The 12,544-nt window shown below is 68.8% G+C and carries 7 protein-coding genes; 6 read left to right on the top strand and 1 reads right to left on the bottom strand.

The annotated features are described in order from the left end of the window. Positions 1 to 41: 41 nt before the first annotated feature. Positions 42 to 1,790: a bifunctional protein-serine/threonine kinase/phosphatase gene (locus tag ACXJLH_RS04985; protein ID WP_056204564.1), complete on the bottom strand. Its 1,749-nt coding sequence runs from the start codon at positions 1,788 to 1,790 to the stop codon at positions 42 to 44. A gap of 338 nt (positions 1,791 to 2,128) precedes the next feature. Between ACXJLH_RS04985 and nirB the strand changes: the two genes are divergently transcribed. From nirB to ACXJLH_RS04955, 6 genes are all read left to right on the top strand, one after another. Further along, complete coding sequence (nirB, locus tag ACXJLH_RS04980) at positions 2,129 to 4,579, top strand: nitrite reductase large subunit NirB (protein WP_457442701.1); 2,451 nt, start codon at positions 2,129 to 2,131, stop codon at positions 4,577 to 4,579. Continuing rightward, complete coding sequence (locus ACXJLH_RS04975; protein ID WP_056204567.1) at positions 4,579 to 5,352, top strand: type IV pili methyl-accepting chemotaxis transducer N-terminal domain-containing protein; 774 nt, start codon at positions 4,579 to 4,581, stop codon at positions 5,350 to 5,352. Before nirB ends, ACXJLH_RS04975 begins: the two co-directional genes overlap by 1 nt. Positions 5,353 to 5,607: 255 nt before the next feature. Then, positions 5,608 to 5,991 carry a nitrite reductase small subunit NirD gene (nirD, locus tag ACXJLH_RS04970; protein ID WP_056204572.1) on the top strand — a complete coding sequence of 128 codons (384 nt, stop codon included), beginning with the start codon at positions 5,608 to 5,610 and terminating at the stop codon, positions 5,989 to 5,991. Positions 5,992 to 6,166: 175 nt separating this feature from the next. After that, a complete protein-coding gene (locus tag ACXJLH_RS04965; RefSeq protein WP_457442699.1) occupies positions 6,167 to 8,908 on the top strand; it encodes a nitrate reductase in 2,742 nt (913 codons plus the stop codon). After that, on the top strand, positions 8,905 to 9,654 hold the full coding sequence (gene cobA / locus ACXJLH_RS04960; RefSeq protein WP_457319719.1) for a uroporphyrinogen-III C-methyltransferase: 750 nt from the start codon (positions 8,905 to 8,907) through the stop codon (positions 9,652 to 9,654). Before ACXJLH_RS04965 ends, cobA begins: the two co-directional genes overlap by 4 nt. Positions 9,655 to 9,871: 217 nt before the next feature. After that, positions 9,872 to 12,544, top strand: a complete 2,673-nt coding sequence (locus ACXJLH_RS04955) for a glycoside hydrolase family 3 N-terminal domain-containing protein (RefSeq protein WP_457442698.1) — start codon at positions 9,872 to 9,874, stop codon at positions 12,542 to 12,544.

The following is a 12,544-nucleotide window of genomic DNA, read 5'->3' as shown; positions in this document are numbered from 1 at the left end:
CGCTACGGCAAGGGGTCGCGTTGCCGTAGCGTTAACAGGCCCTAGCGCGGCAGGAAGGCCAGCCAGGCAATCAGCAGCAGGTTGAGCAGCACGGACAGGCCCAGGCCGACCTGCCAGACGCTCACCGCCTCGCGCGCGGCCTTGGGCGGGCGCGCGGAGGCGGGCTGGTCGCGGGCGGCCAGCCGTTCGAGCGCCAGCAGCAACTCGTCGGCCGTCTCGAAACGCGCCTTGGCCTCGCGAGCGACGGCGCGCATGACGAGACGGTCCAGCGGCATGGGCACGCTGGGCTGCAGCCGGCTGACGCTGGCCGGCTCGCGACGATAGCGGGCCAGTTGATAGGGTTCGATCTCGCCATAGGGCAGGCGGCCCGTCAGCGCCTGGTAGAGGGTCACGCCCAGCGCAAACAAGTCAGAACCCGCGTCGGCCGGGGTCGGCGGATCCTGCCATTGCTCGGGGTTGATATAGCTGGGCGTGCCGGCATGCAGCTCGTGCGAGGCCGCGGGCGCGCGTGGGCTCAGGGCGACGCCCAGGTCCAGCACGCGCCACTGGCCATCTTCACCCAGATGCAGATTGGCCGGCTTGATGTCGCGGTGCACGACGCCGGCGGCATGCAGCAGGCTCAATGAGCGCGCGACGGCGCTGGCCAGGCCCAGAGCCTGGACCGTATCCAGCGGGCCTTTGGCGAGCAGTTGCTCCAGCGTGTGGCCGCCATGCCAGTCGAACACGGCGTAGAAGTGGGTGGCGCCATCGGCCGGCGCATGAACGCGCACAAAACCGCTCTCACCCCCACGCCGACGGTGCCGGGGTGCCTCGGCCAGGCGCAGGCCCAGCCAGATCTCGTGGGCCAGCATGGCGCGCTCTTCAGGATCGTCGGCGCGGCCGGGGCGCAGCATCTTCAGGGCCACGAGGCGCCCGGTGGCAAGCTCGCGCGCCTGCAAAAGGCGGTGCACGCCGTTGTCGGCGACGACGGCGGTGACCTGGTAGCCGTCCAGCGTCGCGCCGACACCGAGCGGCCCGGGGCTGGGCAAGGTTCGGCCCAATGCCGCGAGGTCGTTCAGGCCCGGGTCGGCCAGGTCCTTGACGTCGAGGACGAGGGCGGTCGCGTTGTCGTGGCTGCCAGCCGCCAGTGCCGCAGCGGTCAGCGCATCGGCCGCCGCCTGCGCGCCTGGCGTGGTGCGCAACAGGTCGGCGATCTGGCGGCTGCGCAGGGAGCCGTGCACGCCATCGCTGGTCAGCAACAGGCGGTCCCCCACCTTGAGCTCGCCGGCGCTGTGGTCCAGGCGCAGCGCATCGTCCAGGCCCAGGGCGCGCGTGAGGCCGGCGAAGTCGCGGCGCTCCATGCGGTGGTCCTGGGTCAGCAGCAGGCATTGGCCGTCGCGCAGCAGCCAGGCGCGGCTGTCACCCACATGGGCCAACGCGTAGCGGCGGCCGCGCAGTGCGATGGCCGTCAGCGTCGTCAGCGCCTCGCGCGGCTGACCGTCCGGCCCGGGGCGGCGGTTGTGCGAGGCGAGCCATGCGTTCTGGTGCCCGAGCAGGCGGTCCAGCGCCACGCTGGTGTCCCAGTCGGCGGGCACGCCGTGGAAGTCGCGCAGCAGGCTCATGACCGAAGTCTGGGCAGCCATCAGGCCATCGCCGTTGGAATGCTCACCACCGCTGACGCCATCAGCCAGGGCGGCGACCCAGCCGCGCTCGGCCTCGTGCGCAGCCGGCGCCTGCACGCCGGCGAAGTCCTCGTTGCGAGGACGCTTGCCCTGCAGGCTGGACAGGCCGGTATCGAGTTCGAAGCGCATGCGCGTGAGTCGTTGTCAGTGAGCGGTTGGTATTGCGGGCCGAGCGCCGGGCCGCTCCCAAGCCGGCCCGTCTGGCGATGTGCTTGCCGGTCGAGCCGGCAAGCATCGCCGTCCCCTCGGGGGACCGGCCAAGGCAAGGCCTTGGACGAGGGGCTTCATCTTGGTGCAGTTTCAGGGATGAGTGCACCCGCACCGGGCTAGCAAACGCTTCGGCGTGGGGCGTCGCTGGGCGTTTGAGGTTGATTTCTCACGCTGCGGCAGGTCTGAAGGCCAGCTTCATCGCTGGCACATGCCTTGCAAAGCAAAGGGCAGACCAGCTTTGTTGTATGGAGTCCGGCATGAAGAAGATGAAGCTCGTGATGGTGGGCAACGGCATGGCCGGCGTGCGCACGCTGGAGGAGCTGCTGAAGATCACGCCGGATCTCTACGACATCACCGTATTCGGTGCCGAGCCGCACCCCAACTACAACCGCATCCTGCTCAGCCCTGTGCTGGCCGGCGAGCAGACGATCGAAGAGATCATCCTGAACCCGCTCTCCTGGTATGAGGAGAACGGCATCACGCTGCACCTGGGCAAGACGGTCACCGAGATCGATCGCGTGCGCCGCCGCGTCATCGCGGCCGACGGCACGACGGCGGAATACGACCGCCTGCTGATCGCCACCGGCTCGAATCCCTTCGTGCTGCCGGTGCCTGGCAAGGATCTGGATGGCGTCATCGCCTACCGCGATATTGCCGACACCAACGCCATGATCGACGCGGCGACGAAATACAAGCACGCCGTCGTCATCGGCGGTGGCCTGCTCGGCCTGGAAGCCGCCAACGGGCTGATGCTGCGCGGCATGCAGGTCACGGTCGTGCACCTGGTCGACACGCTGATGGAGCGCCAGCTCGACGGCGTCGCCGGCGACCTGCTGCGCAAGTCGCTGGTCGACCGCGGCCTGACCTTCATGCTGGGCGCGCAGACGCAGGAACTGGTGGCCGGCCCCTCGGGCCGGGTCCAGGCCATCAAATTGAAGGACAAGAATGGTCAGGTCATCGACGTACCGGCCGACCTCGTCGTCATGGCCGCCGGCATTCGCCCCAACACCGCGTTGGCCGAGAAAGCAGGCTTGCATTGCAGCCGCGGCATCGTCGTCACCGACACGATGCAGACGGTGACCGACCCCCGCGTCTACTCGGTGGGCGAATGCGCCGCCCACCGCGGCATTGCCTATGGCCTGGTCGCGCCACTGTTCGAGCAGGGCAAAGTCTGCGCCACCCACCTGGCCCAGTTCGGCATCGGCCGCTACCTCGGCTCCTCGGTCAGCACCAAGCTCAAGGTCACCGGCATCGACCTCTTCAGTGCCGGCAACTTCACCGGCGGCGCGGGCACCGAAGAGATCGTCATGAGCGACCCCTTCGCCGGCGTCTACAAGAAGCTCGTCATCCAGAACGACCAGCTCGTCGGCGCCTGCCTGTATGGCGACACGGTGGACGGCGGCTGGTACTTCAAGCTGCTGCGCGAGGGCCGCAAGATCGGTGACATCCGCGACAAGCTGATGTTCGGCGAGGCGGGGGCCAACATCGGCGACGTCGGCCACCAGGGCGTCAGCCGCGCGGCCGCGATGGCCGACACGGACGAGGTCTGTGGCTGCAACGGCGTCGCCAAGGGCACCATCTGCAAGGCCATCCGCGACAAGGGCCTGTTCACGCTGGACGAGGTGCGCAAGCACACCAAGGCGAGCGCGAGCTGCGGCAGCTGCACCGGGCTGGTCGAACAGCTCATCATGTTCACCGCCGGCGGCGACTACTCGGCCACGCCGAAGAAAAAGGCCATCTGCGCCTGCACCGACGCCAGCCACCAGGACGCCCGCGACACGATTCGCCTGGCGCATCTGCTGACCTCGGCCGAGGTGTTCCGCGCGCTGGACTGGAAGACGCCCAATGGCTGCGCCACCTGCCGCCCGGCCGTCAACTACTACCTGATCTCGACCTGGCCCAAGGAGGCCATCGACGACCCGCAGAGCCGCTACATCAACGAGCGTTCGCACGCCAACATCCAGAAGGACGGCCGCTACTCGGTCATCCCGCGCATGTGGGGCGGCGAGACGACGAGCTCGGAGCTGCGCCGCATTGCCGACGCGGTGGACAAGTATCAGATCCCCACCGTCAAGGTCACCGGCGGCCAGCGCATCGACCTGCTGGGCGTGAAGAAGGAAGACCTCGTCAACGTCTGGAAGGACATCGGCATGCCCTCCGGCCATGCCTATGCCAAGGCGCTGCGCACGGTGAAGACCTGCGTGGGCAGCGAATGGTGCCGCTTCGGCACGCAGGACTCGACGCAGATGGGCAAGGACCTGGAGCGGGCGCTGTGGCGCATGTACGCGCCGCACAAGGTCAAGATCGCCGTGTCGGGCTGCCCGCGCAACTGCGCGGAGGCCGGCATCAAGGACGTCGGCGTCATCGGCGTCGACTCGGGCTGGGAGATCTACGTTGCCGGCAACGGCGGCATCAAGACCGAGGTGGCCGAGTTCTTCTGCAAGCTGAAGACGCCGGAGGAGGTGCTGGAGTACAGCGGCGCCTTCCTGCAGCTCTACCGGCTGGAGGGCTGGTACCTGGAGCGCACGGTGCATTACGTCGCCCGGGTCGGCCTGGATCATGTGAAGAAGAAGATCCTCGAGGACGCCGACAACCGCAAGGCGTTGTGGGCGCAGCTGCAGTTCAGCCTGGACGGTGAGCCCGACCCGTGGTTCGACTTCGACAAGGCCCACGTGGACCTGCGCCAGTTCGACAAGGTGGCCGTCTGATGCTGAACCGCCGCGTCATTCTTCTCGCGAGCTTGGCCTCCGGGCCCGCCCTGGCTCAGAGCCGCATCAGCCAGCTCGGCGAAGCCATCGACAAGGCCGGCGCCCAGCGCATGCTCAGCCAGCGCATGGGCAAGGCCTGGCTGGGCCAGCTGCGCCCCGAGCTGGCGCCGCGTGCGCGCCAGGTGCTGGAGGCCAGCGAGGCCCGCTTCGAGCGCCAGTTGAGCGAACTGCTCGCCTTTGCGCCCACGCCCGAGATCGCCGGCAGCTACAAGGCCATGCAGCACCGCTTTGGCGACTACCGCGCCTTGCTGCAGAGCAAGCCCAGCCGCGAGCGCGTCGACGAACTGCTGCAAACATCCGGCGAAATGCTCAGCCTGGCCCACGTCGCCACCGGCCAACTGCAGCAGCGCTCCACCACGGCGACCGCGATGCTGGTCAACATGTCGGGCCGGCAGCGCATGCTGTCGCAGCGACTGGCCCTGTTCTTCATGGCCGGCCAGCAGGGCGCTCGATCCGACGTCGTGAGCAAGGAAACGGTCAAGGCCCGCGCCGAGTTCGAGACCGCCATGCGCGTGCTGGCTTCGGCCCCTGAAGGAACGCCCGCCATCCGCGACAACCTGGATCTTGCACGCAACCAATGGGTCTTCTTGCAGTCGGCACTGGCCGGCGAGAGCCAGGGGCCGGAAACGGCCAGCAACGTCTTCGTGGCGAGCGAGAACCTGCTCGCCGTGATGGAAACCGTGACGGGGCAGTTTGCCCGCCAACTGGCATGAATCTGCCCCTCGCCCAGCCTCGCGTCGCTGAACGCGAGCGAGTCCAGTCGGTCTTGCAGACCGCGCTGCGGCTCGCGCCGCAGCCCTTCGGCAGGCACAAGCCGCCCACTGGGCGCCTTGTGTCCGGCCTCAGCCCCCGCGGGGACGGCGATGCTTGCCGGATCGACCGGCAAGCACATCGCCAGCGCGGGCCGGCTAGGGAGCGGCCCGTCGCTCGGCCCGTCAGGTTCGGATTGGACAACTGAGGTAGACGCTATGGACGACTGGACCCGCATCTGCGCCCTGCAGGACATCCCCGTGCTGGGCTCGCGCCGTGTGCAGCGCACCGCCGGCATCGACGTGGCGCTGTTCCGCAACGCCGACGACGAGGTCTTCGCGCTGCTGGACCGCTGCCCCCACAAGGGCGGCCCCTTGAGCCAGGGCATCGTCTTCGGCAAGAGCGTGGCCTGCCCGCTGCACAACTGGACGATCGGCCTGAACGACGGCACGGCCCGCGAACCCGATGAGGGCTGCACGCCGAGCTTCCGCGTGAAGCTGGAGGGCGGTGAAGTCTTCCTGCTGCAGACGGAACTGGCCACGCTGGCCTTGGACCTTCCTGCCCCTGTCGCAGGCCCGAAGATTTCGATTGCGGTGGCTTGAGCGGCGAAGACCTGCCTGGCTAGAAGAACATGAGCGAGACAAAGTCCACCTGCCCCTACTGTGGCGTCGGCTGCGGATACGCGCGGAAGCGCGATCCGCATTGCGGTGACATGGCGCACTCCCCTCTCATCCCCTCGCCAAGCGAGGGGCTCCACAGCCGAGGGCGGGTATGACCATGCGCGAAACCAAATCCACGTGCCCTTACTGCGGCGTCGGCTGTGGTGTTGTGATCGAGCATGACGACACCCAAATCACCGGCGTGCGCGGTGACCCCGACCACCCGGCCAACTTCGGCCGGCTGTGCACCAAGGGCACCAACCTGCACCTGACGGCCACGCCCGTCGTCATCCAGCATCAACGCCAGCGCGAGCCGATGAAGCGCGCGACCCGTGGCGGCCCCACCGAGGTGATCGGTTGGGACCAGGCCAACCGCGAGATCGCCGACAAGCTGCTGGCCATCCGCGCCGAGCATGGTCCCGAGTCCATCGGCGTCTACATCTCCGGCCAGCTGCTGACCGAGGACTATCACGCCTTCAACAAGCTGGCCCGCGCCGTCATTGGCACGCCGCACATCGACTCCAACTCGCGGCTGTGCATGAGTTCGGCGGTGGTCGGCTACAAGCAGGCCCTGGGTGCCGACGCGCCGCCCTGCAGCTACGAGGACATCGAGCTGGCCGATTGCGTGCTGATCAGCGGCGCCAACCCGGCCTGGGCCCACCCCATCCTGTTCCGCCGCCTCGAAGCAGCGCGCGCCAACAAGCCCGCACACAAGCTGATCGTCATCGACCCGCGCCGCACCGAGACGGCCGAGCTCGCCGACCTGTACCTGCAGATCCGCCCCGGCACCGACGTGGCGCTGTGCCACGGCCTGCTGCATGCCGTCATCTGGCAGGGCTGGACGGCGGGCGACTTCATCGCCCAATCCACCGAAGGCTTCGACGCGCTGAAGGAGCTGGTACGCGACTGGGCGCCGTCCCGCGCGGCCCAGGTCTGCGGCGTCAAGGAGGCCGACATCTGGCAGGCCGCTGAATGGTTCGCCACCTCACCGAGTTCGCTCAGCCTCTACTGCCAGGGCCTCAATCAGAGCAGCAGCGGCACCGCCAAGAACACGGCCCTGATCAACCTGCACCTGGCCACCGGCCAGATCGGCAAGCCCGGCGCCGGCCCTTTCTCGCTGACCGGCCAACCCAACGCCATGGGCGGCCGCGAGAGCGGTGGCATGGCCACGCTGCTGCCGGGCCACCGCGACCCGGGCAAGGCCGAGGACTGGGCCGAGATCGCCTCGCTGTGGGATGTCCCTGACCTGCCCGGCAAGCGCGGCCACACGGCCGTGGAAATGTTCGAGGCCGCAGCCCGCGGCGAGATCAAGGCGCTGTGGATTGCCTGCACCAACCCCGCCCAGTCCATGCCCGACCAGGCCACCGTGCGCCAGGCACTGGAGCGCTGCGAGCTGGTCATCCTGCAGGAAGCCTTCGCCCACACGGCCACAGCGCGCTACGCCGACTATCTGCTGCCGGCCTCCACCTGGGGAGAGAAGGAAGGCACGGTCACCAACAGCGAGCGTCGCATCAGCCGCGTGCGCCCGGCCGTGCCGGCGGCCGGCGAGTCCCGTGCCGACTGGCGCATCGTGAGCGACATCGCCGCGCTGATCGACGCCGGCCTGGGCCGGCAGCCTCGCCTGACGGCCACGACGCCGGAAGACCTCTGGCTGGAACACCGCGAGGCCACGCGCGGCCGCGACCTCGATATCACTGGCCTGTCCTGGGTCACGCTGGACACCGAAGGCCCGCAGCAGTGGCCCTTCGTCACCGGCCCGACGGCACGGCTCTACACCGATGGCCGCTTCGCCACCGCCGACGGCCGCGCCCGCTTCATCACCAAGCCGTATCAAGCCACTGCCGAAACCGCCAGCCCCAAGCACCCCTTCGCGCTGACGACCGGCCGCATGCGCGACCAGTGGCACGGCATGAGCCGCAGCGGCAGCGTGCCGCGCCTGTTTGCCCACGAAGGCAAACCGCTGGTGCGCATCCACCCCAGCGACGCTGCGCGCCGCAAGCTGGCCGACGGCGAACTCGTGCACGTGCGCTCGCGCCGCGGCGAAGTCGTGCTGCAACTCAAGCTCGATGAGAACGTGCCCCTGGCTGGCGCCGACGTCGCCATGCACTGGGGTGACGAGTTCATCGGCGCCCAGCTCGGCGTCAACGCCGTGACGCAGGGCGCCTTCTGCCCCGACTCCAAGCAGCCCGAGCTGAAGTTCAGTGCCGTCGCCATCGAGCCGGCCGACCTGCCCTGGCGCCTCAGCGCCTGCGCCTGGGTCGCACCCGCAGACGGCCCTCGCCTGCGCGAGCAGCTGCGCGCGCTGATGCCCCGCTTCGGCTACGCGCACTGCCTGCCCGAACCGGCGAAGGGTGAACAAGTGGGCTGGGCCTTCGAAGCCGCCTGCGCCGAAGCGCCGGCGCCCGAGCTGGTCGATGAACTCGCCGCCGTGCTGGGCCTGAACAGCCCCGCCGTGCTGCGCTATGCCGATGCCCAGCGCGGCCGCCTGCGCCTGCTGAACCTGGACGGCGACGATCTGCAGGCCGCACCGCTGCAGGCCCTGCTGCGTGTTGGCCAGCACGACGAAGGCGCCTGGCTGGTCGACCTCTGGCGCGAGCGCACTGCGGCGTCGACGGTTGGCCGCTGGCTGCTGTCGCCCGGCACGCCGCCCACCAACACCGTGGCCGCCAGCCCGCAGGTCTGCAACTGCTTTGACGTGCGCGAGGACGTCATCCGCCTGACGCTGGCCCGCTGCAGCGGCAGCCCGGCTGAGCGCCTGTCGCAGCTGCAGGGCGAAAAGCGCTGCGGCACCCAGTGCGGCTCCTGCCTGCCGGCGCTGCGCCGCCTCGTCAACACAACGCCTGAGGAAGTTCCGGCATGAACCACACCGTCTCCCTTGTCGGCGCCGGCCCTGGCGACCCGGAACTGCTGACCGTCCGCGCCTTGAAGCGTATCGAGGCGGCCGATGTCGTCCTCGCCGACGACCTCATCGACCCACGCGTGCTGGCCCTTGTGAAGGGCCGACTGCTGCGCGTCGGCAAGCGCGGCGGCTGCATCAGTACCGACCAGCACTTCATCCACGCGCTGATGATTCGCGAGGCCCGCGCCGGCCACCGCGTCGTGCGCCTCAAGGGCGGTGACCCCTTCGTCTTCGGTCGTGGCGGCGAGGAGGTCGACGCGCTGCGCGAGGCCGGCCTCGACGTCGAAGTGGTCAGCGGCCTGACCAGCGGTATCGCCGGCCCCGCCGCCGTCGGCATCCCGGTGACGGACCGTCGCGCCTCGCCCGGCGTCATCCTCGTCACCGGCCACCCCGGCGAAGGACGTGCCGAGCCCGACTGGGCAGCCCTGGCCCGCACGGGCCTGACCCTGGTCATCTATATGGGTGTGGCCCGCGCGGCCGACATCACGGCCAAGTTGCTCGGTGCCGGTCTGCGCCCGGATCTGCCGGCCGCCATCGTCAGCGCGGCGCACACGGCACAACAGCGCCACGCGGTGACGACGCTGGCCGAGCTGCCCGACTGCATCGAGCGCGAGGGGTTGAAAAGCCCGGCTTTGCTGGTGATCGGCGAGGTGGCTGCGCATGCGGCGCTCGATGCGGTGCAGCATGGCCAACGCAAGGTCGGCTGAGGAGCCCGCTCGGCACTGATCCCGACCGCGGCGAGAGCAGCTCCAGGCTGAACGCTGCCACCCAGATTTCGCGACCTGATGGCCGCTGTCGGCGGCAACTGTCATTGAACGGGGTGCCGACTGAGCGACTGCTGGACCACCGGGACCGGCCATTCACCGACGCTCGCGCTTGAGACGACCGTGACCCGAGGCGCCGGGCGGGTCAACGACAGCTATCGTGGCCGACGAGCTGGCGGAACCGACCCGAACCGGAGTTCGCACCAGGCCCGTTGAGGGCCGTAAAGCCGACATTCAACGTTCGCGGTTAGCGGGCGGCGCAGCCGTCCAAGACGTGGATGTGACACTGCGGCCGCAAGCGTGCTTAGGCATCGCGCGCCGACTGGCGGGTTGCAATACTCTGCCCCGCGCGGGTGAGCCCCCTTTCCCGCCAGTGCCTGCCGCCATGCGCCGCCATGCGTTAGGGTGCGCGCCCAGACTGAACCGCCTACGAAGGAGACCCATGAGTACTGCCGGTGTGACGCGTCGCAATTTTGTCCAAGGTGTCGGTGCCGTCGGGCTTGCCACGGCAGGCCATGCGGTGGCGGCTCAGTCCGATCAGCCGCTCTACAAGCAGGCGTCCGCAGGCGTGGCGGTGCGCGTCAAGGACCTGCTTTCCCGCATGACGCTGGAGGAGAAGGTGGCCCAGACCATGTGCATCTGGATCGGCAAGAACCGCGTGCAGAACGAACGCGGCGACTTCGACGCGGCGCAGGCCGCGCAGGCGCTGCCGCACGGCTTGGGCATGCTGGCCCGCCCGAGTGACCGCAAGGGCGTGGACAACACCAACGCCGGCGCAGATGCCAATATGGCCAACCGCACGGCGGCCGAGACGGCGGCCTATGTCAATGCCGCCCAGGCCTGGGCCGTGCAACGCACGCGGCTGGGCATTCCGCTGTTCATGCACGAGGAAAGCCTGCATGGCTACGCTGCGCGCGACGCGACCTGCTTCCCGCAGGCGATCGGCCTGGCGTCCTCCTTCGACCCGGCGCTGATCGAGCGGATCTATTCGGTCTGCGCGCGGGAGATGCGGGCGCGGGGTGCCAACCTCGCCTTGGCGCCGGTCGTCGATGTCTGCCGCGATCCGCGTTGGGGCCGAGTGGAGGAGACCCTCGGCGAAGACCCCTACCTGACGGGCGTGCTGGGCAAGGCGGCCGTCATCGGCTTTTCCGGCACCGAGCGCAAGCTGGCGCCGGCCAAGGTGCTGGCGACGCTCAAGCACATGACCGGCCACGGCCAGCCCGAGCGCGGCATCAACACCGCGCCGGCGCAGATCTCCGAGCGGGTGTTGCGCGAAGTCTTCTTCCCGCCGTTCGAGAAGATCATCCGCGAGACGCCGATTGCGGCCGTCATGCCGTCGTACAACGAGATCGACGGCATCCCTTCACATGCCAACCCGTGGCTGCTGAAAACCATCCTGCGCGGCGAATGGGGCTTCAAGGGCCTGACGGTCTCGGACTACTTCGCGATCGGGGATCTGGTGTCGCGCCACCGGCTGGTGCCTGACATGAAGGAGGCGGCTTATCGCGCCTTCACCGCCGGGGTCGACATCGAAACGCCTGACACCGGCGGCTTCCCCGAGCTCGTCAACCTGGTGAAGGCCGGCCGCATCAAGGAGGCCGAGCTCGACGTGGTCGTGCGCCGCATCCTGGAGCTGAAGTTCCTCGCCGGATTGTTTGAAGACCCGTATGTCGACGCCAGCAAGGCGGACGGCCTGACCGCCACACCGGACGCGGTGGCCCTGGCGCGTGAAGCGGCGGTGCGATCCGTCGTGCTGTTGAAGAACGACGGGGTACTGCCACTCGACGGCAAAAAGGTCGGCAAGCTGCTGCTGCTGGGCACGCATGCCAAGGACACGCCCATCGGCGGCTACTCCGACATTCCCCGCCATGTGGTGTCGATCCACGACGCGTTGGCCGGCGAGGCCAAGGCGCAGGGCTTCGCCTTCGAGTACCGCGAAGCCGTGCGGCTGACCGAGAAGCGCGAGTGGACAGAAGACGATGTGCGCTTCATCGCCCCGGCGGTCAATGCCCGCCTCATCGCCGAGGCGGTCGAGGCGGCCAAGGCGGCAGACACCATCGTGATGGTGCTGGGCGACAACGAGCAGACCACCCGCGAGGCGTGGTCGGATACCCATCTGGGCGACCGGGACTCGCTGGAACTGATCGGCCAGCAGAACGACCTGGCCGCCGCCATCTTCGCGTTGAACAAGCCAACAGTCGTCTTCCTCCTCAACGGCAAACCGCTGGCGATCAACCTGCTGCAGGCCAAGGCCAGCGCCATCATCGAAGGCTGGTACCTCGGCCAGGAAACCGGCCATGCGGCCGCCGACATCCTGTTCGGCCGCGCCAACCCGGGCGGCAAGCTGCCCATCAGCTTCCCCCGCAACGTGGGGCAACTGCCCGTGTACTACAACGCCAAGCCAACGGCCAGCCGCGGCTACCTCGGGGCAGACAACACACCGCTCTATCCCTTCGGTTTCGGCCTGAGCTACACGACGTTCACCCTGTCGGAGCCGCGCCTGTCGAAGGCCACCATCGGGTCGGCGGACAGCGTGACGGTCTCGGTGGACGTCACCAATACCGGCAAGCGCGCGGGCGACGAGGTGGTGCAGCTGTACATCCGCGACGACATTTCTTCGGTGACCCGGCCCGTCAAGGAACTCAAGGGCTTCGCCCGCGTGACGCTGGCGCCCGGCGAGAAGCGGACCGTCACCCTCACGATTTCGCCGGCAGAACTCCAGTTCCACGGCATGGACATGAAGCGCGTCGTCGAGCCCGGCAGCTTCACCATCATGGCCGGCCCCAACAGCGTCGACCTGAAGACCACCACGTTGACGGTTGCTGCGGCCTGA

It is taken from the genome of Roseateles sp. P5_E4 (assembly GCF_054049255.1).
Note: the sequence above shows the minus strand (reverse complement) of the source record. Positions and strands in the feature narration are given on the sequence as shown.

What these genes read in the sequence shown, in the direction of transcription:
- ACXJLH_RS04985 (WP_056204564.1), bottom strand. Translation starts at nt 1,790, where the DNA reads ATGCGCTTCGAACTCGATACCGGCCTGTCCAGCCTGCAGGGCAAGCGT.
- nirB (WP_457442701.1), top strand. Translation starts at nt 2,129, where the DNA reads ATGAAGAAGATGAAGCTCGTGATGGTGGGCAACGGCATGGCCGGCGTG.
- ACXJLH_RS04975 (WP_056204567.1), top strand. Translation starts at nt 4,579, where the DNA reads ATGCTGAACCGCCGCGTCATTCTTCTCGCGAGCTTGGCCTCCGGGCCC.
- nirD (WP_056204572.1), top strand. Translation starts at nt 5,608, where the DNA reads ATGGACGACTGGACCCGCATCTGCGCCCTGCAGGACATCCCCGTGCTG.
- ACXJLH_RS04965 (WP_457442699.1), top strand. Translation starts at nt 6,167, where the DNA reads ATGCGCGAAACCAAATCCACGTGCCCTTACTGCGGCGTCGGCTGTGGT.
- cobA (WP_457319719.1), top strand. Translation starts at nt 8,905, where the DNA reads ATGAACCACACCGTCTCCCTTGTCGGCGCCGGCCCTGGCGACCCGGAA.